The organism is Mycobacterium hackensackense (genome assembly GCF_025822555.1).
Lineage (GTDB): Bacteria > Actinomycetota > Actinomycetes > Mycobacteriales > Mycobacteriaceae > Mycobacterium > Mycobacterium fluoranthenivorans.
In genome coordinates this window covers 1,920,554-1,944,300 of record NZ_JACKUC010000030.1, presented here as the reverse complement: position 1 = coordinate 1,944,300, position 23,747 = coordinate 1,920,554, and the positions used below count along the sequence as shown (strand labels likewise).

The 23,747-nt window shown below is 67.6% G+C and carries 22 protein-coding genes and 1 pseudogene; 13 read left to right on the top strand and 10 right to left on the bottom strand.

What is annotated here, in order from left to right; translation table 11 throughout:
- Nucleotide 1 precedes the first annotated feature (1 nt).
- Complete coding sequence (locus H7J86_RS18905) at nucleotides 2–1,651, top strand: DNA repair helicase XPB (RefSeq protein ID WP_090354600.1); 1,650 nt, start codon at nucleotides 2–4, stop codon at nucleotides 1,649–1,651.
- On the opposite strand, the gene H7J86_RS18900 is transcribed toward H7J86_RS18905, so the two are convergent.
- Nucleotides 1,648–2,127, bottom strand: coding sequence for a MarR family winged helix-turn-helix transcriptional regulator (locus H7J86_RS18900; RefSeq protein WP_090354599.1), 480 nt, complete (start codon nucleotides 2,125–2,127; stop codon nucleotides 1,648–1,650). The two genes, H7J86_RS18905 and H7J86_RS18900, sit on opposite strands and share 4 nt — an antisense overlap.
- An 82-nt stretch (nucleotides 2,128–2,209) precedes the next feature.
- Between H7J86_RS18900 and H7J86_RS18895 the strand changes: the two genes are divergently transcribed.
- A complete protein-coding gene (locus tag H7J86_RS18895) occupies nucleotides 2,210–2,626 on the top strand; it encodes a DUF5313 domain-containing protein (RefSeq protein ID WP_090354598.1) in 417 nt (138 codons plus the stop codon).
- 3 nt (nucleotides 2,627–2,629) lie between these two features.
- Here the strand turns inward: H7J86_RS18895 and H7J86_RS18890 are convergent, their stop codons facing one another.
- Together H7J86_RS18890 and H7J86_RS18885 are read right to left on the bottom strand one after the other, a co-directional pair.
- Nucleotides 2,630–2,974 carry a cupin domain-containing protein gene (locus tag H7J86_RS18890; RefSeq protein ID WP_267292584.1) on the bottom strand — a complete coding sequence of 115 codons (345 nt, stop codon included), beginning with the start codon at nucleotides 2,972–2,974 and terminating at the stop codon, nucleotides 2,630–2,632.
- A 60-nt stretch (nucleotides 2,975–3,034) separates the two neighbouring features.
- Nucleotides 3,035–3,742, bottom strand: a complete 708-nt coding sequence (locus H7J86_RS18885; RefSeq protein ID WP_090354595.1) for an SDR family oxidoreductase — start codon at nucleotides 3,740–3,742, stop codon at nucleotides 3,035–3,037.
- Nucleotides 3,743–3,858: 116 nt separating this feature from the next.
- On the opposite strand from H7J86_RS18885, the pseudogene H7J86_RS18880 reads away from it, so the two are divergent.
- Nucleotides 3,859–4,917, top strand: a pseudogene (locus H7J86_RS18880) (YbfB/YjiJ family MFS transporter); the annotation flags it as partial.
- 42 nt (nucleotides 4,918–4,959) lie between these two features.
- On the opposite strand, the gene H7J86_RS18875 reads toward H7J86_RS18880, so the two are convergent.
- A complete protein-coding gene (locus H7J86_RS18875; RefSeq protein ID WP_267292582.1) occupies nucleotides 4,960–5,892 on the bottom strand; it encodes a LysR family transcriptional regulator in 933 nt (310 codons plus the stop codon).
- A gap of 120 nt (nucleotides 5,893–6,012) precedes the next feature.
- Here H7J86_RS18875 and H7J86_RS18870 point away from each other — a divergent pair, with 120 nt between their 5' ends.
- Nucleotides 6,013–6,729, top strand: a complete 717-nt coding sequence (locus tag H7J86_RS18870) for an SDR family NAD(P)-dependent oxidoreductase (protein ID WP_090354592.1) — start codon at nucleotides 6,013–6,015, stop codon at nucleotides 6,727–6,729.
- Nucleotides 6,716–7,084 carry an SgcJ/EcaC family oxidoreductase gene (locus H7J86_RS18865; RefSeq protein WP_267292580.1) on the top strand — a complete coding sequence of 123 codons (369 nt, stop codon included), beginning with the start codon at nucleotides 6,716–6,718 and terminating at the stop codon, nucleotides 7,082–7,084. Before H7J86_RS18870 ends, H7J86_RS18865 begins: the two co-directional genes overlap by 14 nt.
- Here the strand turns inward: H7J86_RS18865 and H7J86_RS18860 are convergent.
- Nucleotides 7,081–8,070 carry an LLM class F420-dependent oxidoreductase gene (locus H7J86_RS18860; RefSeq protein ID WP_267292578.1) on the bottom strand — a complete coding sequence of 330 codons (990 nt, stop codon included), beginning with the start codon at nucleotides 8,068–8,070 and terminating at the stop codon, nucleotides 7,081–7,083. The genes H7J86_RS18865 and H7J86_RS18860 overlap by 4 nt on opposite strands.
- A gap of 85 nt (nucleotides 8,071–8,155) precedes the next feature.
- Here H7J86_RS18860 and H7J86_RS18855 point away from each other — a divergent pair, with 85 nt between their 5' ends.
- Nucleotides 8,156–8,788, top strand: a complete 633-nt coding sequence (locus tag H7J86_RS18855) for a hypothetical protein (RefSeq protein WP_267292576.1) — start codon at nucleotides 8,156–8,158, stop codon at nucleotides 8,786–8,788.
- A 54-nt stretch (nucleotides 8,789–8,842) separates the two neighbouring features.
- On the opposite strand, the gene H7J86_RS18850 is transcribed toward H7J86_RS18855, so the two are convergent.
- On the bottom strand, nucleotides 8,843–10,303 hold the full coding sequence (locus tag H7J86_RS18850) for an ANL family adenylate-forming protein (protein ID WP_267292574.1): 1,461 nt from the start codon (nucleotides 10,301–10,303) through the stop codon (nucleotides 8,843–8,845).
- A 97-nt stretch (nucleotides 10,304–10,400) separates the two neighbouring features.
- Between H7J86_RS18850 and H7J86_RS18845 the strand changes: the two genes are divergently transcribed.
- The 4 genes from H7J86_RS18845 to H7J86_RS18830 all read left to right on the top strand — a co-directional run bounded on the left by H7J86_RS18845 (nucleotide 10,401) and on the right by H7J86_RS18830 (nucleotide 14,664).
- Nucleotides 10,401–12,068 carry an alpha/beta fold hydrolase gene (locus tag H7J86_RS18845; protein WP_267292573.1) on the top strand — a complete coding sequence of 556 codons (1,668 nt, stop codon included), beginning with the start codon at nucleotides 10,401–10,403 and terminating at the stop codon, nucleotides 12,066–12,068.
- Between the two features lie 126 nt (nucleotides 12,069–12,194).
- Nucleotides 12,195–13,772: an alpha/beta fold hydrolase gene (locus tag H7J86_RS18840; protein ID WP_267292572.1), complete on the top strand. Its 1,578-nt coding sequence runs from the start codon at nucleotides 12,195–12,197 to the stop codon at nucleotides 13,770–13,772.
- A 47-nt stretch (nucleotides 13,773–13,819) separates the two neighbouring features.
- Nucleotides 13,820–14,245, top strand: coding sequence for a pyridoxamine 5'-phosphate oxidase family protein (locus H7J86_RS18835; protein WP_267292571.1), 426 nt, complete (start codon nucleotides 13,820–13,822; stop codon nucleotides 14,243–14,245).
- On the top strand, nucleotides 14,242–14,664 hold the full coding sequence (locus tag H7J86_RS18830; RefSeq protein WP_267292570.1) for a PPOX class F420-dependent oxidoreductase: 423 nt from the start codon (nucleotides 14,242–14,244) through the stop codon (nucleotides 14,662–14,664). The genes H7J86_RS18835 and H7J86_RS18830 overlap by 4 nt, the downstream gene beginning before the upstream one ends.
- Here H7J86_RS18830 and H7J86_RS18825 read toward each other — a convergent pair.
- Nucleotides 14,661–15,206: a TetR/AcrR family transcriptional regulator gene (locus tag H7J86_RS18825; RefSeq protein ID WP_090354581.1), complete on the bottom strand. Its 546-nt coding sequence runs from the start codon at nucleotides 15,204–15,206 to the stop codon at nucleotides 14,661–14,663. The two genes, H7J86_RS18830 and H7J86_RS18825, sit on opposite strands and share 4 nt — an antisense overlap.
- Before the next feature lie 76 nt (nucleotides 15,207–15,282).
- Between H7J86_RS18825 and H7J86_RS18820 the strand changes: the two genes are divergently transcribed.
- Nucleotides 15,283–16,473: an FAD-dependent monooxygenase gene (locus H7J86_RS18820; protein ID WP_267292569.1), complete on the top strand. Its 1,191-nt coding sequence runs from the start codon at nucleotides 15,283–15,285 to the stop codon at nucleotides 16,471–16,473.
- A gap of 52 nt (nucleotides 16,474–16,525) precedes the next feature.
- Here the strand turns inward: H7J86_RS18820 and H7J86_RS18815 are convergent, their stop codons facing one another.
- The 3 genes from H7J86_RS18815 to H7J86_RS18805 form a co-directional block, all read right to left on the bottom strand.
- Complete coding sequence (locus tag H7J86_RS18815; RefSeq protein WP_090354577.1) at nucleotides 16,526–18,688, bottom strand: 3-hydroxyacyl-CoA dehydrogenase NAD-binding domain-containing protein; 2,163 nt, start codon at nucleotides 18,686–18,688, stop codon at nucleotides 16,526–16,528.
- Between the two features lie 14 nt (nucleotides 18,689–18,702).
- Nucleotides 18,703–19,914, bottom strand: a complete 1,212-nt coding sequence (locus tag H7J86_RS18810) for an acetyl-CoA C-acetyltransferase (RefSeq protein ID WP_090354576.1) — start codon at nucleotides 19,912–19,914, stop codon at nucleotides 18,703–18,705.
- A 133-nt stretch (nucleotides 19,915–20,047) separates the two neighbouring features.
- Nucleotides 20,048–21,157 carry an alkene reductase gene (locus H7J86_RS18805; protein WP_267292568.1) on the bottom strand — a complete coding sequence of 370 codons (1,110 nt, stop codon included), beginning with the start codon at nucleotides 21,155–21,157 and terminating at the stop codon, nucleotides 20,048–20,050.
- 120 nt (nucleotides 21,158–21,277) lie between these two features.
- Here H7J86_RS18805 and H7J86_RS18800 point away from each other — a divergent pair, with 120 nt between their 5' ends.
- Entirely contained in the window at nucleotides 21,278–22,444 is a 1,167-nt protein-coding gene (locus H7J86_RS18800; RefSeq protein ID WP_187096990.1) for a pyridoxal phosphate-dependent aminotransferase, read from the top strand.
- A complete protein-coding gene (locus tag H7J86_RS18795) occupies nucleotides 22,441–23,640 on the top strand; it encodes a DUF6986 family protein (protein WP_267292567.1) in 1,200 nt (399 codons plus the stop codon). The genes H7J86_RS18800 and H7J86_RS18795 overlap by 4 nt, the downstream gene beginning before the upstream one ends.
- Nucleotides 23,641–23,747 lie beyond the last annotated feature (107 nt).

The following is a 23,747-nucleotide window of genomic DNA, read 5'->3' as shown; positions in this document are numbered from 1 at the left end:
CATGACTGACGGCCCCTTGATCGTGCAGTCCGACAAAACGGTGCTGCTCGAAGTCGACCACGAGCTCGCCGGCGCCGCCCGGGCGGCCATCGCGCCGTTCGCCGAGCTCGAACGTGCCCCTGAACACATCCACACCTACCGCATCACCCCGCTCGCGCTGTGGAATGCGCGCGCGGCCGGACATGACGCCGAGCAGGTGGTCGACGCGCTGGTGAGCTTCTCCCGGTACGCGGTACCGCAACCGCTGTTGGTGGACATCGTCGACACCATGGCCCGGTATGGCCGGCTGCAGTTGGTCAAGCATCCGGCGCACGGCCTGACCCTGGTCAGCTTCGACCGCGCGGTGCTCGAAGAGGTACTGCGGCACAAGAAGATCGCCCCGATGCTGGGCGCACGCCTCGACGACGACACCGTCGTCGTGCACGGCAGCGAACGCGGCCGGGTCAAGCAGATGCTGCTCAAGATCGGTTGGCCGGCCGAGGATCTCGCCGGTTACGTCGACGGCGAGGCGCATCCCATCACCCTGGAGCAGGACGGCTGGGAGCTGCGCGACTACCAGGAGATGGCCGCGGACTCGTTCTGGGCCGGCGGCTCCGGTGTGGTGGTGCTGCCGTGCGGTGCCGGTAAGACGCTGGTGGGCGCCGCGGCGATGGCCAAGGCCGGGGCGACGACGTTGATCCTGGTCACCAACACCGTGGCCGGGCGGCAGTGGAAGCGCGAGCTGATCGCACGAACCTCCTTGACCGAGAACGAGATCGGCGAGTACTCGGGCGAACGCAAGGAGATCCGGCCGGTCACCATCGCGACGTATCAGGTGATCACCCGCCGCACCAAGGGCGAGTACAAGCACCTCGAGCTGTTCGACAGCCGTGACTGGGGTCTGATCATCTACGACGAGGTGCACCTGCTGCCCGCGCCGGTCTTCCGGATGACCGCGGACCTGCAGTCGCGCCGCCGACTGGGACTGACCGCCACGCTGATTCGCGAGGACGGCCGCGAGGGCGATGTGTTCAGCCTGATCGGCCCGAAACGCTATGACGCACCGTGGAAGGACATCGAGGCCCAGGGCTGGATCGCACCCGCCGAATGCATCGAGGTGCGGGTCACCATGACCGACAACGAGCGGATGCTCTACGCGACGGCCGAACCCGAGGAGCGGTACAAACTCTGTTCCACGGCACACACCAAGATCGCCGTGGTGAAGTCGATCCTGGAACGGCACCCGAAGGAACCCACCCTGGTCATCGGCGCCTACCTGGACCAGCTCGACGAGCTCGGTGCGGAACTGAACGCCCCGGTGATCCAGGGTTCGACCAAGAACGCCGAGCGCGAGGCACTGTTCGACCAGTTCCGCCGGGGTGAGATACGGACACTGGTGGTCAGCAAGGTGGCGAACTTCTCCATCGACCTACCGGAAGCATCTGTGGCCGTTCAGGTTTCGGGCACCTTCGGGTCCCGGCAGGAGGAGGCGCAGCGACTGGGCCGGTTGCTGCGGCCCAAGGCCGACGGCGGTGGGGCGGTGTTCTACTCGGTGGTCTCCCGCGACAGCCTGGATGCCGAGTACGCCGCGCACCGGCAGCGCTTCCTGGCCGAGCAGGGCTACGGCTACATCATCAAGGACGCCGACGACATGTTGGGACCGGCGATCTAGGCGTCCAGTGCGCCCGCGGCCAGCGCTGCCGCGTTGATCCGAGTGAGCACCTTGTGCAGGTGCTCCAGTTCGGCGAGATCGACGCCGAGGCGGGCGACCACGGCGGGCGGGATGTCCAGCGCCCGGCGCCGTAATGCACGGCCGTCCGCCGTGAGCTCGACGTGGGTGGTGCGCTCATCGGCACTGCTGCGGGTGCGGCTGATCAGTCCCAGCGCCTCGAGCCGTTTGAGCATGGGCGAGATGGTGGCCGGTTCCAGTTGCAGAAGCGCGGCGATCTGCTTGACCGACAAGGGAATTCCCTCGGCGTTGGCGTTGTCCCAGAGCGCCAGCATCACCAGGTACTGAGGATGGGTGAGGCCGAGCGGTTCCAGCAGTGGACGGTAGACCGCGAGCACGGCACGGTTGGTCACCGCCAGCGCGAAGCACACCTGACGCTCCAGGGCGAGGGGATCGACATCTTCGGTCATGGTGGGCATGGCCACAGTGTACTACTTGATTAGCCCACTAATCATTAGTGTACTATCTAAGTACCACCCGGCACCGACCGTAGGAGCCACGATGACTGCGTCCCAGCCCACCACGTTGCAGTACCTCGCGTACGCCTATGGACGGCGCCTGCCCGACTCGATGCGGGAATGGGTGGCCAACGACCTGGCCGGCCCGGGCGCGATCCGGCGGCACATGATCCGGTACTCGATTCCGCCGCTGTTCATCCTGGCCCCCCTGTGGCTGCTGCCGGCCTCGCTGTACGTGCACCTCGAGATGACGGTGCCCATCTATTTCTGGGCCGTGGTGATGGCGTTCGTACTCAACAAGATCTGGCGCAGACACCGCCTCGCTCAGCACGGCCTCGACCCCAACCTGGTCGACTCGGCCAACCGCGAGCGCAACGCCCGCCTGCACGAGGACTACGCCCGCCGCTTCGGCCCCCGCCCCGAATCGGCGAAGTGGCAGTCCAACTCGAGTCCGTTCTGATTCTCAGACGTGCGGCCCGACGGGCTTGACGACGGTCAGCAGCACCGCCGAGTCCGCCAGCGCGTCCAGGCGGTGCCGGGTCCGCGGGATGACGAGGTGATCGCCGGGCGATCCCTCCCAGCTCGCCTCGACATTACTGAGCCGGACCCGGCCTTCGATCACGTGCAGGGTGGCCTCCCCCGGGCTCTCGTGCTCATCGAGACCGTGCCCCTCGGTCAGCGCGATGAGGGTCTGCCGCAGGGCGTGCTCGTGGCCGCCGTACACCGTGTGTGCACTGCGACCGCTGCCGGCGGCGCGGGCTGAGGCCAGTTCTTGGCGGGCAAGGGCCGTCAATGAGATCTTCTCCATGGACCCGATGCTTCCACTTCCGGGCCGTCCGCAATCCGAGAAGTCGCAGTTGGACCGAACTCAGGCGCGAGATGACGGTGCCGCGCCTTCGCCGCCTCTCGCATCGGACAGCGCCGCTTTGGCGTTGCGCGAGATGTCGTCGGCGATGATCTCCGGCGCACCGTCGAGCAATCCGTCCACGGCCAGCCGGGCGACCACCGCGGGATCGGTCTTCTGATCGGCCGGGATGTAGGTGACCATATCGGTGTCCATATAGCCGACGTGCAGGGCCGACACGCTCACCCCGCGCGGGGCCAGCTCTTCGCGTACCGCGTCGGTGAGCGCCCAGGCCGCCGCCTTCGCCGAGGCGTAGGCACCCGAGGTGTGCGGGTGCAGCCAGGACAGCACCGACAACACATTCAAGATGGCGCCACCGCCGTTGCCTTCGATGATCGGAGCGAACGCCCGGATCACGTTGAGTGTGCCGAAGTAGTGGGTCTCCATTTCCAGCCGCACATCCTCGATCGGCCCGGTGAGCAGATTGGCCCGGGTGGACACCCCGGCGTTGTTCACCAGCACCGTGACATCGGCGGCTATCCGGGCGGCTCGGCCTACCGATGCCGGGTCGGTGATATCCAGCTGGATCGGGATGACGCCGGGCAGGTCGACGGTCTCGGGCCGCCGCGCCGCGGCGTACACCTTCGCACCGCGTGCGACCAATTCGATGGCGAGCTGTTTGCCGAGCCCGCGGTTGGCGCCGGTGACCAGCGCCGTGATTTTCTCAGTCATAGCGCGCACAACGCCCGCACCGCCGGGTTCGGTACCTGACCGTTGTGAGGAATCTCCTTCCAGCTGCGAGCGCACCGATCCTGGCCGGGGGTGTGCACCGTGCCGACGATGAAACGATGCGACGACATCTGCACACGTCGGTACTGCCCACCGCCGCGGCCCTGGCGGCGGCCATGGGGGTCGGCCGGTTCGTCTACACCCCGATCCTGCCGATGATGACCGCCCAGACCGGGCTGACCGCACACTCCGGCGGGCATCTGGCGACCGCCAACTACCTCGGCTACCTGGGTGGGGCCGTCGCGACGATGCTGTCCCCGCGGCTGGCCCGTTCCGGGCCGGCGTGCCGGGCCGCACTGGTGGCGATCGTCGCGAGTATGGCGGCAATGCCGTTGACGCTCAACCTTTTTGCATGGCTGACCCTGCGTACCCTGGCCGGCTTCGCCAGTGCGGTGGTGTTCGTCATCGCGGTCAACACCCTGCTGGAACGGCTCCCGGAGAAGGCCGGCGGGGTGGGCGCGGGGATCGCATTGTCGGCGGTGCTGGTGCTCGCACTACCCGCGCACACGGGCTGGCGTACGGCGTGGTGGTCGGCGGCCGCGCTGGCCGCGGTACTCGGTGCGCTCGGCGTGCTGGTGCACCCGCAACCAGTGACCGCGACGGCCGCCACCGCGCGGGCGCGGACGCATCGGGGCTCCGCGGATTCCCCGGTCGCTTCGCTCCTGCCCGCCGGCAGGGCGGGCAGTACTCGCTTCGTGCTCCTGTTCACCGGCTACACCCTGGAGGGCATCGGCTACATCATCGCCGGCACCTTCCTGGTGGCGGCGGTGGCACAACACTCCCCCGGCGCTCTGGGCAACAGTGTCTGGCTGGTGGTGGGTCTGGCTGTCATCCCGTCGGCCGCCCTGTGGGCGCGGCTCGGCAAGCGGCACGGGCAGCCGACCATGCTCACCGTGGCACTGGCGCTGCAGGCCGCCGGGATCGCGCTGGCCTGTCGGGGCAGCGTCTCCGCCAGCCTGACCGGCGCCCTGCTGTTCGGGGGCACCTTCATCGGGGTGAGCACACTGGCGATGGCCGAAGGCAGGTTGCTCGGTGTCCGCGGCGCGGTGGCCGTGCTGACCGTCGGCTACTCCGTCGGCCAGATCCTGGGGCCGCTGCTGGTGGCCCCGCTGCTCGACGGCGGCTACCGGCCCGCGCTGGTCGCGTCGGCACTCATCGTGTCACTGGCCGCGCTGGCGACCGCTGCGGTATGGGTCATCGGCCGGAAGCCACGCATCGGCGTCGAGCACTCCCAAACCGCCTGTATCACGTGTGAATTCGTCGATGACGGCATGGACGATCGGATTGGATTCACCCCGGCGCCACACCAGTGACCACGTCCACACCGGGGTGGGTCCCACCACCGGCCGGCGCACCAGATCGCGCGGCTGCGCGTCGTTCTGCCCTTTGGGATTGTTCAGCACGGGCCTGCCCAGGTTGCGCACGTGCTCGAAGAACGTCGGCCCGGTGACTCCGCCGTCATCGGTGCGCATCACCCGGGCCCCGGTATCGGCGGCGAACTGCTCGGCGTAGCGGTTCCAGGACGACCAGCTCGCGGTGTCCGTATCGACCAGCACGACGGTGTCCTTGGCCGATACCGGCGATTCATCGCTGCCCGGACACAGGGCGTAGAGCCGATCGACGCCCACCAGGCTGGCCTCCAGCGACAGCGCATCGAGGTCGGCGCCCTGCACCCAGCAGATCGCCAGATCCAGGCTGCCTTCGGCCACCCGGGCGGCCTGGGTGTGCGACGGCATCACCCAGGTGTCCACCCGAAGCTGCGCCACCCCCGCGGCCCGTTCGGCCCAGTCGACCGGGCACCAGTTGACGTAGCCGATGCGCACCGGGTCGGAGACCACCAATCCCGCTGCACTCCTGCGTAATTCGTCAGCCTGCTCGATCAGTGCCCGCGCACCGGGCAACAGCGCGGCCCCTGCCGCGGTGAGCGCGACCGAACGCCGATCCCGGTCGAACAACTGAATCTTGAGCTCACGTTCGAGCACCTTGATCTGCTGCGACAACGACGGACCCGCGATGCGCAGCCGTTCGGCGGCGCGGCCGAAATTCAACTCCTCGGCCACGGTGACGAAGTACCGCAATTGGCGCAGCTCCACCGGAGAAAGCCTAGTAGGCACACACTTGCACCAGGGAGGATTACCGTCCTGCCGCGACGGCATCATGGGCGCGATCCTCGCGTTGAGCTCGGTGACAGACCCGCTCAGAAAGGCAGGATCATGAACACTCCCACCACCCGCGTCGCGATCATCACCGGCGCCTCCCAGGGCATCGGAGAGGCACTGGTCGCCGGCTACCGCAAGCTCGGCTACGCGGTCGTCGCCAATTCCCGCAGCATCGCCGAAAGCGACGACCCGATGGTGCTGACCGTCGCCGGTGACATCGGCGCACCGGGTGTCGGCCAGCGGATCGTCGACGCCGCCATGGAGCGGTTCGGCCGCGTGGACACCGTCGTCAACAACGCCGGCATCTTCGTCGCCAAGCCGTTCACCGAATACACCGACGCCGACTACGACGCCGTCACGGGCGTGAACCTGCGCGGCTTCTTCGAGGTCACCCGTGCCGCACTGGCCACCATGCTCACCCGGGACGGGGGCGGCAACATCGTCACCATCTCGACCAGCCTGGTCGACCACGCCAACTCCCAGGTGCCCTCGGCGATGGCGTCACTCACCAAGGGCGGGCTGAACGCGGCCACCAAGGCGCTGGCCGTCGAGTACGCCGGGCGCGGGATCCGGTCCAACGCGGTGGCGCTGGGCATCATCGACACCCCGATGCACGCACCCGAGACCCATGACTTCCTGGCATCCCTGCACCCGATGGGTCACCTGGGTGAGATCGACGACGTCGTGGACGCGGTGCTGTACCTGGAGCAGGCGAAGTTCGTCACCGGCGAGATCCTGCACGTCGACGGAGGCCAAAGTGCCGGGCACTAGCGAGGACATCGTGCGTACCGTCCTCGACGAGTGGAAGGCCGGGATCGACACGCACGACCCGGCGCGGGTGGCTGCGGTGTTCACCGAGGATGCCGTGTTCCAGGGGCTGCACCCCTACACGGTGGGACGCGACGGCGTGTTCGCCTACTACGAGGGACAGCCGCACGGACTGACGGTGGACTACCGGATGTACGAGATCCGCCGGCCCGCCGAGCAGGTTCTGCTCGGCTACGGGCACGCCGATTTCACCCGCCCCGACGGCACCGTGCTGGCCCTGATGCTCGGCGTGGCAGTCACTCGCGATGGGGACGACTGGCGGATCGCGCAGTATCAGGTCAGCGCGGTGCCCGGTTAGCCGAGGGCCGGGATGACCTCGCGCTCGAACAACTCGATACCGGACCGGTCGTACGCGGCCTCGGGGAAGTAGAGGATGGCGTACTCGCACCCGAGGTCGCGTAGCCGTGTGAGCCGCTCGATGACCTGTTCGGGGGTGCCGGTGGCCGAGTCGGGCGAGGCGACATTGGCCAGCATCGCGTCGACGGCAGTCGCATCGGCCTTGCTGACCTGACGGGCCCGGATCCGGGCCAGCCGGTCCTTGACCTCAGCTTCGGACCGACCGACCACGGCGTTGAAATTGGCCGAGCGCACGATGGCGCCGTAGTCGGTGCCGACATCGCGGCAGTGGTCCGCCAGGATCTGGGATTTGCGGGCGAACTCCTCGGGGGCCGCGCTGAAGTTGGTGTACTGCGCGTACTTGGCCGCGATCTTCAACGTGACCTTCTCGCCGCCGCCGGCGATCCACAATGGCGGCCCGCCGTCCTGCAGCGGCTTCGGCGCCACGATGGCGTCGTTCACCTGGTAGTACTTGCCGTCCAGGGTGGCGCGACCGTCGCGCCAGGCGTCCCGCATGATCTGCACGCCCTCGTCGAGGCGGCCCAACCGTTCGCCTGCGGACGGGAAACCGTAGCCGTAGGCCCGCCACTCATGCTCGTACCAGCCGCCGCCGATACCCATCTGGGTGCGCCCGCCGGAGATCACATCGACGGTGGACGCAATTTTTGCCAGGTAGGCGGGGTTGCGGTAGCTCATGGCGGTGCACATCTGGCCGAGCTTGACCCTGCTGGTGGTCGCGGCCAGCGCGGCCATCAACGACCACGCCTCATGGGTGGCCTCGTCGGTGGGCACCGGGACAGTGTGGAAATGGTCATACACCCACACCGAATCCCAGCAGCTCGCATCGGCATGAGCAGCCAATTCGCTCATCAGCGGCCAGTGTTGTTCGGTGGGGATGTCGACGAGATCGAGTCGCCAACCTTGCGGAATGAAGAGTCCGAAGCGCATGCATAGAAACTGTAGGCCCACCGCTTTGTTATCTCGTCTACACTCTAAGGAAATTGTTCGCTACATCAATGGGTGAGGACTGGCCATGACCAACTCGACGCGCCGCTACGCGGCGGCCGTGGCGGCGGCCTTCGCACCACTGGCTGTCGTTTCCGTGATCACTGCTGCACCGAGCTCCGCCGAGTGCGGGGCCGACCAGTCCGAGTTCAACGGCAACTGTGTCTCGTCGAACTGCAAGAAGACCGAGGTCCGCGACTCCGGCACCGGTGAGTGCCGCAGCGCACTCTCGGCGGCATTCGGTAAGGCCCAGCCGCGCCAGGTCGCGGAGGTCAGCCCCGAGCAGTGGAACAACGCCTATCACGTGGCGCAGCAGTCCGGTGTCGTGCCGTCCGGCGTGAAGGCCACCAAGGACGTGTTCAGCGTGGTGAACTCCGCGATCGACGTGCCGACCAGCCTCATCGGCGGGGTGAACGACCTCGCCTACACCGGTTTGCTGTTCAGCCGCATCGCCGGCGGGGGCGCCGCAGGTTTCTCCGCCGCGTCCGCCCCGGTCAGCGCGATGGGCGCCATCGCCGACGCCGCGCAGGCGCTGCCGTCCCCGAAGATCGGGCTGCCCAAGGTCGGCCTGCCCAAGGTGGGGCTGCCGAAGATCGGGATGCCGAAGCTGTTCTCGACCTGCCTGCCGGTGAAGTTCGTCTTCTTCCGGCCCTGCATCTGATCCCACGCTCGTTCGACTGGCCGGAAACCTCAGGGTTTCCGGCCAGTCGTCTTTTCACGGTCGGTACAGGGCGGCGACATCGCGCAGACTGACCTTGAGCGCCGGATTGCGGGGCAGCGCGTCGACGACCACCACCCGCACCGGGACGCTGTGGTGCGGCAGCGTCTCACGCACGAGGTCCAGCAGCGCCGCCGGATCCGGTGCGGGAGCATCCGGGATGAGTTCCACGGCGGCGAACGGCACCTGGCCCAGCCGGGCGTCGGGCACCCCGACCACGCAGGCGTCGCGCACACCGGGATGGTCGAGCAGCACCCGGCGCACCGTCTCGGGCAGGATCTTGAATCCCCCGCGGTTGATCGCACCGTCGGCGCGGCCGTGCAGGGTGATGAAACCGTCGGAGTCGATGGACGCGATATCGGTGGTGCGGATCCAGTCCGGGTTGATCGACGCGATCCGCGCTTCCAGCAGGCCCTGCCGCCCCGCCTCCAGTTGTTCTCCGGTATCCGCGTCGATGATCCGTACTTCGGTGTCGGGCAACGCTTTTCCTGAGCTTAACCGTTTGGCGGCACCGAACTCGCGATACAGCTCGGGCGTCCACGCGCACACCGATCCAGCGAACTCCGTTGCACCGTAGGCCAACAGCACCGGAATCCGGTAGCGCCGCTCGAACGCGTCGCGCACCTCCGGATCCAGCGGACCGGAAGCACTGACGATGAACCGCAACGAGGCCAGATCGACGGGGTCGAGGTCGGCGTCCAGCAGCATCCGCACCACGGTGGGTTGCACCCCGGCCCGTTGCAGCCGATAGGTTTTCACCACCCGCACCCACTCCTGGACGCTGAACTTCTCCAGCAGCACCATGCGCTTGCCGATATAGGCACCGGTGATCAATTGGCACACCCCGCCGATCCCACCCAGTGGCCAGTACACCAGCTCAGGCGGATCGTCGGCTCTGGCCTGCCCGCCGGTCACGCTGTACACCGCGCGTTCCAGCACACGGGCCGCAATGGCCTGCCGTTTGGGTGGCCCGGTGGTGCCGCTGGTGAGGACGTGCACACCGCAGCGGCCCGCAGCGGTGTCGACGTGACTGCGCGCCAAGCCATCCACGAGGTGCGCGCCGCTCACCGAGATCCGCACGCCGGCACTGCCCGCCGCCGCCGCGGCGGCCACCACCGGCTCGGTCCAGTCCTCGTCGTCGGCAAGCACCGCGGGCAACCGGAGTTTCTCGATATCGGCGGCGATGGCGGTTGGGGATTGGAATGAATAGATCATCGACACCCAGCGGTGCGCAGCCAGCAGACCGATGATCGCGGCGGCATGCGGCCAGCGGTTGCGCACCACCAGCCCGATCGGTGCGCCGGCCGGCACGCCGGCGGAGCCCAGCGCGGCCTCGACCGCGGCGGCCATGGCGGTGACTTCGGTGCCGGTGTACCAGTGCCCGTCGAATTCGATACAGGGCCGGTCAGCGTAGCCGGTCACCCTTGCCGCAAGGGTTTCGGTAAAGCTTTCGGTCACATGGCCACGGTAGCGGTCCCGCGAAAACCCCACGCCGACACCGACACGTTCGGTATACACAGGACCGCTGGTATCACCTATCGGGTTGGGGGGTCTGATGTCGATGAACCATGGCGGCACACGGGTGCGGCGGTCGGTCGCGATGTTGTGTGCGGTGTTGTGGGCGTTGGCGACCATGTGGATGGCGGGCGGCGTCGCCCACGCCGACGGGACATCGACGAAGGACTCCACACAGAGCAGCGCATCGGAGGGTGGTGCGTCCACGTCGGAGCCGGCCACCCACGACAAGCCGACGGCCGATTCCCCGGCCGCCGGGGAGGGCGCCGCCACCGGGGAATCGAACACCCAGAAGGCCGACACCCAGAAATCCGGCACCGAGAAATCCACCGCCACCGATCCGCCCAGGACCCGCGGCACCCACAAGCACGGCACCTCCCGCCCGGCGGCCAAACCCAAGACCGCATCGCCGGCCGCGACGGACACCACGTCAAGTTCCAAGTCCGACACCAAGGCCGATGCCAAACCGGCCGCGACGACGCCGGCCGATGCCGACGCGGCGCCGAGGACGACGAAGGCCAAGACCGTCACGGTCAGTGCGGCGGCCGCCACTCTTGCGGCGGCACCCACGGCCGCGAAGGTCGCCACCGCGGCGGTCACCCCGTCGGCCACGGCATCGGTGCCCAACCCGATCAAGCAGATCACCCAGTTCGCCCGCCAGATGACCGGGCTGGCCAATGACCTGGCCTTGATCGCGGTGTCGCTGGTGAACAATCTGGCCGCGGCGGCGGCCACCACCATCGGCCCCAAACCGTTCTTCGGCCTGCCGTACAACATCGCCAAGACCGTCGCCGGCACCACCGCGATCGCGGCCAAACTGCTGGACGGCACGCCTTTGGATGCCGTCAGCGAGGGACCGTACACGGTGAACTACGGTGTGCCCGATCTGCTGTCCTGGCTCAATCCGGTGAAATCGCCTGCGGGAGCCAATCTTCCGTTCACCGGAATGTCGGCCGACCACCCGCTGCCGATCATCCTGCTCAACGGCACCAGCGCCACCCAGGGTGTGAACTGGAGCGTGGGCGCCCCGGTGCTGGCCAACGCCGGCTACACGGTCTACACCTTCAACTACGGCAACACCACGACGAATCCGTACTTCCCGGTGCAGGCCACCGCCGATATCCGCAAGTCCGCGCAGGAACTCTCCGACGAGGTGGACCGGGTACTCAACGAGACCGGTGCGGACAAGGTCATCCTGATCGGTCACTCACAGGGCGGCGGCATCATGCCGTCGTATTACATCAACAATCTGCACGGGGACGAGAAGGTCTCGCAGTTCATCGGAATCGCGCCGAGCAATCACGGCACCAACGTGGACGGGCTGGTCGATCTGAAGAACATCCCCATCCTGGGCCCGGCACTCGCGCCGCTGATCTACCGCATCGTCGATCTGTTCGGCGCCGCCTGGACCCAGCAGGCCGTCGGTTCGCCGCTGCAGCAGGAGACCTACGGCGCCGGTGACACCCGGCCGGGCGTGCTGTACACGACGATCGCGTCGAAGTTCGACTGGGTGGTGACGCCGTATACGCAGCAGGCGCTGGCCGCCGGCCCGAACGTCACCAACATCGTGCTTCAGGATCTGTACCCCAACTACAACGCCGGGCACCTGGGCATCGTGTTCTCCGCCCCGACGTGGACCGCCGTGTTGGGTGCACTGGCGGCGAACCCGGCGGCGAACGTCGCACCCACAACGGCGCTCGCGGCCTGACCCGACGGCCGAAAAATTGACATCATCGGCCACGAGATGGCCGAAAGTCGCTCGCGTACACCGGACCATCGGCTATACCCATACCCAAGGGTATTGCCCAGGGGGGTCGGGGAGGCCACAGTGTCGATGAGTCGTGTCCGCATGCGCACCTGCCGTTTTCCGGCCGCGCTCTTGGTGATCGCCTGGTTGTTCGCCGCGCTCTGGCTGGCCGGCGGCGTGGCGTATGCCGATGACGCCACCTCGCACGATTCGACGCCGGGCACCTCCCAATCGGGTGACAAGAGCGCCACGTCTGCAGACAAGCCGACCGCGTCGGAGGAGAAGACCGACACCCCCACCCGCGTCGGCAAGCCGCGCGGCGCGCGTAAGCACGGCACCGCCAAACAGGCCACCGAGACCACACCGGATACCAAGCCGGACGCCAAACGCGGTCCTGATTCCGACACGAAGGCCGGGATCAAGCCGAAAACCAAGGCCGCGCCGGAACCGGATACCAAGCCGCTCACCACCACCGCGAAGAAGTCGGGCACCACCGCCACGGCCACGCAGGCCAACGGCGCCGCTGCCGCAGCGGCCCTGAAGCTGGCCTCCCCCGCGGTCCTGCCGTCGACCACCGCCAAGGCGCCCAACCCGATCGCGCACGCGGTCCAGTTCGTCCGGCAGATGACGGGACTGGCCAACGACATCGGCCTGCTCGCCGTCACCGTGGTGAACAACCTCGCCGCCGCGGCGGCCGCCACCATCGGCCCGAAACCGTTCTTCGGGGTGCCCTACCACGTGGCCAGTGCCATCGCCGGAACGGCGGCCACCGCGGGCAAGCTGCTCACCGGGACACCGCTGAACGCCGATTCCACCGTCAAGGGGCCGTTCAAGGTCACCTACGGGGTGGGTGACCTGCTGAACTACTTCAATGCGGACAAACCGCCGGCCGGCGCCAACGATCCGTCGATCAAGCTCACCGCGCAGCATCCGCTGCCGATCATCCTGGTCGCCGGGACCGCCGCCAACGCGCCCTTCAACTGGAGCGTCGGTGCACCGGTGCTGGCCAACGCCGGCTACAAGGTGTTCACCTTCAACTACGGCAACGTCACGAACAATCCGAACTGGCCGGTGCGCGGCACTGGCGATATCCGCGAATCCGCGCAGGAACTCGCCGACGAGGTCGACCGGGTGCTCGCCGAGACCGGCGCGCCGAAGGTCATCCTGATCGGCCACTCCCAGGGCGGCGGAATGACGCCGGAGTACTACCTGAACAATCTCGACGGGGCGGCCAAGGTGTCGCAGTTCATCGGGATCGCGCCGGGCAATCACGGCGCCGATCTGAGCGGGCTCGCCTACATCCAGAACATCCCGGTGATCGGAAAACCGATCTTCAACCTGGTGAACCTGCTGGGCCCGGCCTGGCTGCAGCAGGCCATCGGGTCGCCCCTGATCGACGAGATCTACGGCAACGGCGACACCCGCCCCGGCGTCCTGTACACGACCATCACCACGAAGGACGACTGGATCGTCACGCCCTACACCAATCAGGCGCTGGACGGGCCGAACGTCACCAACATCATCCTGCAAGACCGCTACCCCAACTTCAACGCCGGACACCTGGGCATCGTGTTCGCGAAGCCGACCTGGGACACAGTGCTCGGCGCGCTGGCGGCCAACCCGGCGGCCAATCGGGCACCGCAGGATCAGACCATCGCCGCCTGAAAACGACTGCCCACCAATAAGTTCAGAGCAGTGGCTAGGCTGGTGGCATGGCCCTTTCCAAGGAAGAACGCGAACAGTTTCTCGCCGAGCCGCATATCGCCGCACTGTCGGTCTATGCGGGTGACAACCGCGGACCCCTCACCTTGCCGATCTGGTACCAGTACTCCCCCGGCGGACAGCCCTGGCTGCTCACCGGGAAAGGCTCCCGCAAGCACACGCTGATCGAGTCCGCCGGTCACCTCTCGCTCATGGTCGAACGCCTCGAACCATCCGTGCGGTACGTCGCGGTGGACGGTGCGGTCGACCGCATCGAACCGGGTACCGACGATCAGCTGGTCGAGATGACCAAGCGCTATCTGGCACCGGAGAAGGTGGATCCGTACCTGGAGTTCGCCCGCCGCGAGCACGGGGAGAGTGTCGCGGTGTTCCTCAAGCCCCAGCACTGGATCTCTTCGGACCTGGGTGCACTGTGACCGCGCTTTCCGACAAGGTCGTCGCATTCCTTTCGGAGGGCACCCGCACCGCCGTATTCGGATGGGTGGCCTCCGACGGCCGGCCGCTGGCGGCACCCGTGTGGTTCTTTGTCGACGGCGACGAGTTGGTCTTCAACACCGGCAAGGACACCGCCAAGGGAAAGGCGTTGCTTCGCGATCCGAGAGTCGTGCTGTGCATTGACGATTCGCAGCCTCCGTACTCCTTCGTCCAGGTTCAAGGAGTGGCCACCCTCAGCGAGGACCCCGCCGAACTGCTCAACACGGCGACCCGCCTCGGCGGCCGGTACATGGGCGCTGACCGGGCGCGGGAGTTCGGTGAGCGCAACGGCGTCCCCGGCGAATTGGTGGTGCGGGTACGGCCGACGAAGGTGCACGCCGGTTTCGACGTCGCGAGTTAGAGACCGAGGGCGGCCATCGCGCCGTCGATGCTCGCGCGGCGCAGCGGTTCGTACGGGGTGTCGGGGAACTGCAGGCAACAATCCTGCACGCCGCCGAAGGCGATGACCGCTCGAGCCGACTGCGCCAGCGTGGGCCGGCTGCCGAACACCAGCTTGCCCAGCCGCTCCCGCCACGCCAGCATCACGTCGATCAGCCCCAGGTCGGCCAGCGTGGTCAGCTCGGCGACGATCAGGAACAGGTCGGCGCGGTGCCGGTAGTGGAAGTCGAAGTAGCCCTCCAGTAGTTCGCGGGGCCCGGTCCGCGCCGATCCGCGCAGCCGTTCGTGCCCGGCCACGAACGCCTCACCCTCCTCGATGAGCGGCGTCAGGATGCTGCGGACCAGGTCTTCCCGTGACCGGAAGTGGTAGTACAGCGCCGGTTTGGTGATACCCAGCCGGTCGGCGATGTCCTGCAGGCTGGTGCGCTGCACCCCCTTCTGGCCGAACAGCTCGCGCGCCGCCTCCTGGATGCGCTGACGGGTCTCCGACGGGGGCTTTGTCACGTAGCCACCCTAGCTGACTTAACGGGCGGTAAGCTGCTCGGCGTACACTTACCGATCGTTAAGTAAGGAGGCCGACATGAAGGCTCTCATCTCCGGTGCCAGTATCGCGGGCCCGGTGCTCGCCTATTGGCTGGCCCGGCAAGGCATCGACGTCACCGTGGTGGAACGCGCGCCCGCACTGCGTAAGACCGGTGGCCACGCCATCGACCTGTTCCGGCCCGCAATGGCGATCGCCGAACGCATGGGTGTGCTGCCCGAGGTCATGGCGCATGCCACCGGGACCACCCGACTGAACCTGTACCAGCCGTGGACACCGCGGCCGGCATCGGTCGACTACGTCAAATTGGTCGGCGCCATGTCCGACCGGCACGTGGAGATCATGCGGGACGACCTCAGCGAGATCTTCTACACCGCCGGGCGCGATGACGTCGAATATCTCTTCGGCGATCAGATCACGGCCATCACCGACGACGGCGACGTCGAGTTCCAGCACGGCCCGGCACGGCACTTCGACCTGATCGTCGGTGCCGACGGATTGCATTCGGGGGTAAGGCAACTGGTGTTCGGGAAGGTGACCGAACATTTCCTCGGCGGCTACCTGGCCGTCGTCTCGGTGCCGAAATCCCTTGCCGCCGACGGGGTGATGGCCGGCTACTACGCGCCCGGTCGGGTCGCACTGCTCTACACCGCCGACCATCTCGACGACGCGCGGGCGGTGTTCATCTTCCGCACGCTGCACACGCCGGCGTTCCACTACGACCACCGGGACGTACCGGCGCAGAAAAGCCAACTGCGGCAAGCCTTCGCGGGCACGTCGGCGGAGGTGGACAGGTGGCTGACCGAGGTCGAGCACACGCCGACCTTCTACTTCGACGCCATCACCCAACTGGAGATGCCGACGTGGTCGCGCGGTCGGGTGACCCTGGTCGGCGACGCCGGGTATTGCCCCGGGCCGGCGGTCGGCGGCAGCACCAGCCTGGCGGTGTACGGCGCCTACATGCTGGCCGACGCGCTGGCGAAAGCCGGTGGTGATCATGTGGCGGCATTCGCCGCTTATGAACGCAATATGGCCGCACCCGTGGTGGGCGCCCGCAAGCTGGCCCGGGTCAACGCCAAGACCGTGGTGCCGGGATCCCGGCTGGGGGTGCGCGCGTTGATCGGTCTGGCGGAGTTGATCACCGTGCTGCCGCTGGGGGTGACACAGTCCGTGGCCCGGCTCAACCGCAGGGGTGTGCGGCTCTACGACACCATGCCGCTGCCCGCCTGAACACACAAATCCCCCGGAACCGCAGTGGTTCCGGGGGATTCGCGTGAGATGACTAGCTCTCCAGCGACGCCGGGGGCAGGAACCGGTCGCCGTACTTGGCGGCCAGTTCCTTGGCGCGGGCCACGAAGGCTTCCTTGCCGACGCCGAGCGGTCCCTCGTACCCGACGATGAACTGGGCCGAGCCACCGGTGTACGGCGGGAAGCCGATACCCATGATGGAGCCGATGTTCGCGTCCGCGGTCGAGGTCAGCACGCCCTCGTCGATGCACTTCTGGGTTTCCAGCGCCTCGGCGAACAGCATGCGGTCGATGGCGTCCTGCAGCGGGATCTGCGCCGACCCCTGCCCATCAACCGCGGCGGTGAACGTCTCACGCAGCCCCGGCCACAGCTGGGTGCGCTTGCCGTCGGCGTATTCGTAGAAGCCGGCACCGGCCAGCCGCGAGGGACGGCCGATCTCGATCATCTTCTCCACGACCGCCTCGGCCGGGTGCGGCTCGTAGGTGCCACCGGCGTCTTCGATGCCCTTGCGGGAGGCGACCGCGATCTTGTGCATGAGCTCCAGGTTCAGCTCATCGGAGAGCTGCAGCGGCGCCGCCGGGTAACCGGCCTGCGATCCGGCCTGCTCGATCGACGCGGGCTCGACACCCTCGCCCAGCATGGCCAGCGCCTCGTTGACGAAGGTGCCGATCACGCGCGAGGTGAAGAAGCCGCGGCTGTCGTTGACGACGATCGGGGTCTTCTTGATGGCCAGCGTGTAGTCGAACACCCGGGCCAGCGCCTCGTCGGAGGTCTTCTCCCCGCGGATGATCTCCACCAGCGGCATCTTGTCGACCGGCGAGAAGAAGTGGATGCCGACGAAGTCCTCCTGGCGCTTCACGCCGGTCGCCAGACCGGTGATCGGCAGCGTGGAGGTGTTGGAGCCCAGCAGCGCGTTGGGCTCGACGATGTCCTCGATCTCCTGGAACACCTTGTGCTTGAGTTCCTGGTTCTCGAACACGGCCTCGATCACGAAATCGACGCCCGCCAGATCCGCCGGATCGGCGGTCGGGGTGATCTTGGCGAGCAGTGCCGCAGACTTCTCTTCGGTGGTCTTGCCGCGCTTGAGCGCCTTGGCTTCCAGACCCTCCGAGTACGCCTTGCCCTTCTGGGCGGCCTCGATGGTGACGTCCTTGAGCACGACGTCGAAACCGGCCTTGGCCGACACGTAGGCGATACCGGCGCCCATCATGCCGGCACCCAGCACACCGATCTTGGTGATCGGCACCGGTGCGATGCCCTCGGGCCGCGAGGCGCCGCCGTTGATGGCCTGCAGGTCCAGGAAGAACGCCTGGATCATGTTCTTGGCGACCTGACCGGTGACCAGCTGGGTGAAGTACCGGCTCTCGATCCGCGCCGCGGTGTCGAAGTCGACCTGCGCACCCTCGACGGCCGCGTCCAGGATCGCCCGCGGTGCGGGCATGGGGGCGCCCTTGAGCTGCTTGCGCAGCAGTGCCGGGAACGACGGCAGGATGGCCGCGAGCGCCGGGGTCGCCGGGGTGCCACCGGGGATCTTGTAGCCCTTGACGTCCCACGGCTGCACATGGGCATCCGGGTTCGCCTTGATCCAGGCCTTGGCGGCCGGGATCAGTTCCTCGACCGAACCGACGAGCTCGTCGACCAGGCCGACCTCCTTGGCCTTGCCCGCGGTGAACCGGGTGCCCTGGCTCAGGATCTCCATGAAGGCCTTCTGGATACCGAACATCCGCACGGTGCGGGCCACGCCGCCGCCGCCGGGAAGCAGGCCCAGGGTGACCTCGGGCAGACCGATCTGCACGCCCTTGACGTCGGCGGCGATGCGGTGGTGGGTGGCCAGCGCGATCTCCAGGCCGCCACCGAGGGCTGCACCGTTGATCGCGGCGACGACGGGCTTGCCGAAGGTCTCCAGCGTGCGCAGGTCGCGCTTGATGGTCTCGACCTCGTTGAACGCGTCAGCGGCGTTGTCGGGGCCGATGTTGATCATGGCCTTGAGGTCACCGCCGGCGAAGAAGGTCTTCTTGGCACTGGCGATCACCACACCGGTGATCTCCTCCTGCTCGGCGAAGAGTCGCTCCACGGCCAGGTGCATCGACTCCTTGTAGTGCTCGTTCATCACATTGGCCGACCCGGTCGGGTCGTCCAGGGTCAGGGTGACGATGCCGTCGGCGTCCTTGTCCCAGTGAATCGTGTTCTCAGTCATTGGTTCAGTTCTCCCTAGACGCGCTCGATGATGGTGGCCACGCCCATGCCGCCGCCGACACACAACGTCAGCAGGGCACGCCGGGCGCCGCGGCGCTCCAGCTCGTCGACCATGGTTCCGGTGATCATGGCGCCGGTGGCGCCCAGCGGGTGGCCCATGGCGATGGCGCCACCGTTGACGTTGAGCTTCTCGTCCGGGATGTTCAGGTCCTTCTGGAACTTCAGGACGACCGACGCGAACGCCTCGTTGATCTCGAACAGGTCGATGTCATCGACGGTCAGGCCGGCCCGGTCGAGCACCTTCTTGGTGGCCGGGGTCGGGCCGGTCAGCATGATGACCGGGTCGGCACCGCTGGTGGCGGTGGCCACGATGCGAGCCCGCGGGGTCAGCCCCTGCGCGGCACCCGCAGCCTCGGAGCCCACCATGACCAGCGCGGCACCGTCGACGATGCCCGAGCTGTTGCCGCCGGTGTGCACGTGATTGATCTTCTCGACGTAGTGGTACTTCTGCAGCGCCACATCGTCGAAGCCGCCCATCGCGCCGATACCGTCGAACGCGGTCTTGAGCTTGCCCAGGCTTTCCACGGTGGAACCGGGACGCATGTGCTCGTCCTGATCGAGGATGACCAGCCCGTTCTGATCCTTCACCGGCACCACGGACTTGGCGAAGTAGCCACCCGACCAAGCCGCGGCCGCGAGCTCCTGCGAGCGGGCCGCGTACGCGTCGACATCCTCGCGGGAGAAGCCCTCGATGGTGGCGATCAGGTCGGCGCCGATGCCCTGCGGCACGAAGCCCACGCGGTAGTTGGTCTCCGGGTCCAGCGCCCAGGCGCCGCCGTCGGAGCCCATCGGGACACGGCTCATCGACTCGACGCCGCCGGCGAGCACCAGGTCATCCCAGCCTGAGCGCACCTTCTGGGCGGCCAGGTTGACGGCCTCCAGGCCGGAGGCGCAGAACCGGTTGAGCTGGAAACCACCGGTGGTATCGGGCATGCCGGCGGCCAGGACCGCGGTACGCGCGATATCGCCACCCTGGTCACCGACCGGGGACACGACACCCAGGATGACGTCGCTGATGACGGATTCGTCGAGGTCGGGGAAGCGGGTACGCAGTTCGTCGATCAGACCCACAACCAGGTTGACGGGCTTGACCTCGTTGAGGGCACCGCCGCGCTGCTTGCCGCGAGGCGTGCGAATGGCCTCGTAGATGAAGGCTTCTTCGGACATGTGTAGTTCCCTTTCGGGTGGGTGACGGGATCGTCGGTCGGGACTCGAGTCCACTGGTCGCGAAGCCTAACAAAACCGCAAACCAACCTGTTGGTTGGGCGTATGCTCAGCGCCCCGAACACCCACTACACACTCATGCCGTGCGCGGTTCCTCCAGCTCAGCCAGGGTCGGGTAGTCGATATAGCCTTCGGCACCCGGGGCGTAGAAGGTGGCCACATCTGGCTCGTTCAGTTCCGCGCCCAGTAAAAGACGGTCGATCAGATCGGGGTTGGCCAGGAACGTCCGGCCCACGGCGACCGCGCTGACGGCGCCCCATTCGGCGTAGCTCTCCAGCTGGCAGAAGTCGGTGCCCGTCTCGCGCCCGGTGTTGAGCACCAGGGTGCCCGACCACACCGCGCGCAGCACGCCGAACTCCCGGGCGCTTGGGTCGATCAGCACGTGCAGATAAGCCAGTCCCAGCGGGGCGATGCGGTCGAGCAGCGCCTCGTACACCGCGACGGTGTTCTCCTCGCGCATATCCCCCGCGGAGTTCCCGGGCGAGATACGCAAGCCGACCCGCCCTGCGCCGATCTCGGCCACCACGGCCTCGACCACCTCGGCGGTCAGCCGGGCCCGATTCTCCGGCGAACCCCCGTAGGCGTCGGTGCGCTGGTTGGTCACATCCGATGAGAATTGGTGCAGCAGATAGCCGTTGGCGCCATGGATCTCCACACCGTCCAGTCCGGCGTCGACGGCACGCCGGGCGGCGGCCCGGAAATCGGCGATGATGCCGGGAATCTCGTCGGTACGCAGCGCACGCGGCACCACGAGCGCCTTCTTGCCCGACGGGGTGTGGGTGGTCATGTTCGCCGCGATCGCCGACGGCGCGACGGGCTCGATGCCGCCGTTCACCTCCGGATGACCCATCCGGCCAACGTGCCAGAGTTGCATGAAGATTCGGCCGCCCGCGTCGTGCACGGCACCGGCGATCTCGGCCCACTTCTCCTGATGCCGGTCGGTGTAGTTGCCGGGGGTGTTCATATAGGCGCCGTTGGCCACCTCGGAGATGGCGGTGGCCTCCGTGATGATCAGTCCCGCGCCCGCGCGCTGTGAGTAATACTCCGCGGCCAGATCCGACGGCGTGCCGTCGGCCTGCGCCCGGGACCGGGTCAGCGGTGCCATGAAGATCCGGTTCCGCGCGTCGGTGTCGCCGACGCGGATCGGCTTGAGCAGTGTGGCGTCGGGCGCGAGGGTGAAAGCCATGTGCTGGTAAGCGCACCTGGCAGTCGATTCATTCCGTACTGTGCGGCGTTGCACACGGCACTGGGCCTTCCGGGCGCTGGTCGACTCGGCGCGCCGTCCGGTCGCCTAGGCTCGGAGGGCATGACGGTCTCGCGGCTCCAGCCGTATGCGGTGACGATCTTCGCCGAGATGTCCGCGCTGGCGGCCCGGATCGGTGCGGTGAACCTCGGTCAGGGCTTCCCCGACGAGGACGGCCCGGCCGGCATGCTCAAGGTGGCCCAGGACGCGATCGCCGAGGGCGTCAACCAGTACCCGCCCGGCGCGGGTATCCCGGCGCTGCGCCAGGCCATCGCCGCCCAGCGCGCCAGGCACTACGACGTCGACTACGACCCCGACTCCGAGGTGCTGGTGACGGTCGGCGCCACCGAGGCCATCGCCGCCGCCGTGATCGGGCTGGTGGAGCCCGGCTCGGAAGTACTGGTGCTCGAACCGTTCTACGATTCCTACTCCCCCGTCATCGCCATGGCCGGGTGTGTGCGCAAGGTCGTGCCGCTGGTGCCCGACGGCCGCGGTTTCGCCCTCGATATCGACGCCCTGCGCGCCGCCGTCGGGCCGCAGACCCGAGCGATGATCATCAACTCACCGCACAACCCGACCGGGATGGTGCTCAGCGATGCCGAGCTGAGCGCGATCGCCGATCTCGCGGTGGCCGCGGATCTGCTGGTCATCACCGACGAGGTCTATGAGGCGCTGGTGTACACCGACTCCGACTACCGCAGACACCTGCCCCTGGCCCGCTTCCCGGGCATGGCCGAACGCACCGTGACCATCTCCAGTGCGGCCAAGATGTTCAACGTGACCGGCTGGAAGATCGGATGGGCCTGCGGTGCACCGGAACTCATCGCCGGTGTGCGAGCGGCCAAACAATTCCTCACCTATGTCGGGGGCGCGCCGTTCCAGCCGGCGGTGGCGTACGCCCTGGACCACGAGGACGTGTGGGTCCGCACGCTCCGGGACAGTCTGGAGAGCAAACGGGATCGGCTGTCCGCAGCGCTGACCGACCTCGGTTTCGAGGTGCATGACAGCCAGGGCACCTATTTCCTGTGCGCGGACCCGCGGCCCCTGGGCTATCACGACAGCACGCAGTTCTGTGCCGAGTTGCCGCACAAGGCCGGCGTGGCGGCCATCCCGATGTCGGCGTTCTGCGCGGATACCGACAACACGTGGAATCATCTGGTGCGCTTCGCGTTCTGCAAACGCGATGACACCCTCGACGAGGCGATCCGCCGATTGGAGGTGCTGCGGTGAACACCATCCCGGAACCCACGCTGGCCCGTATCGACGCGCTACTGGCCGATGTCGACGCGGACCTGGCCGCGCAGTATCCGGGTGACCGCCCCGAGACGCAGCCGGCGCACACCGTGTACATCAGCGCGGCCGACGCCTCCGCGGACACCCCCGCGATCTGGGGTGCGGCGGCGCTCGAGCTGCTGGATCGGCACACCTCGGTATTGCTCGAGCTGGGCGACCCCGCCGTCCTGGAGTTGGTGCGGCACCGGCTGTCCACCGCGCCCATCGCCGATCTGCGGCTGGATTTCGAGGACGGCTACGGCCGGCGCGGCGATACCGTCGAGGATGACGATGCCGTCCGCGCCGGCCACACCCTGCGCGCACTCGGCTTGGGCAGCTGCGGTATCCGTTTCAAAGGGCTGACCCTGGCGGATCGCCCCCGTGCGGTGCGCACCCTGGAACTGGTGCTCGACGGCGGGCTACCGGAGGGCTTCGTGTTCACCGTGCCCAAACTGCGGGCGGCCGAGCAGGTCACCGCGACGATGTGGCTGTGCGAGGCGCTTGAGCATGCGCACGGGTTGCCCGCCAGGTCATTACGGTTCGAACTGCAGATCGAGAGTCCGCAGGCGGTACTCGGCGCCGACGGCACCGCCACCTTGGCCCGAGCCCTGCACCTGGCCGAAGGTCGTTGCACCGGCCTGCATTACGGCACCTACGACTACAGCGCCGCGTGCGGTATCACCCCGCAGAACCAGTCGTTGGAGCATCCGGTGGCCGATCATGCCAAGGCCGTCATGCTGGCGGCGGCGGCCCAGACCGGGGTGTGGGTGGCCGACGGGTCCACCCAGGTGAATCCGGTGGGCACCGATACCCAAGTGGAACAAGCGATCCGACGACACCACAGACTGGTGACCCGCTCCCTGGAACGCGGTTTCTACCAGGGCTGGGATATGCACCCGGGCCATCTGGTGACGCGCTGGCTGGCGACGTTCACCTTCTTCCGGACCGCATTGGTCGCCGCGGCCCCGCGCCTGCAGGCCTATCTGGACCGGCGCGGTGGCGCGGTGGTCGACGAGCCGGCCACCGCGGAGGCGCTGGCGGCCGTGGTGCTGCGCGGACTCGACTGCGGCGCCTTCGGTGTCGACGAGGTGCTGGCCCAGGCTCCGGGCGCGGACCTCGCGACCCTGCGGGCACTGAAGTCGCGGCGGATGTGAATCGTCTGCGGATAATCGCCACTGGTGCCGCAGATGATTCACATTCGGGTACCGATCTAGGCATGCCCAACCGTTGATGGCGGTCGGCGTCACGTCGGTGATACGCG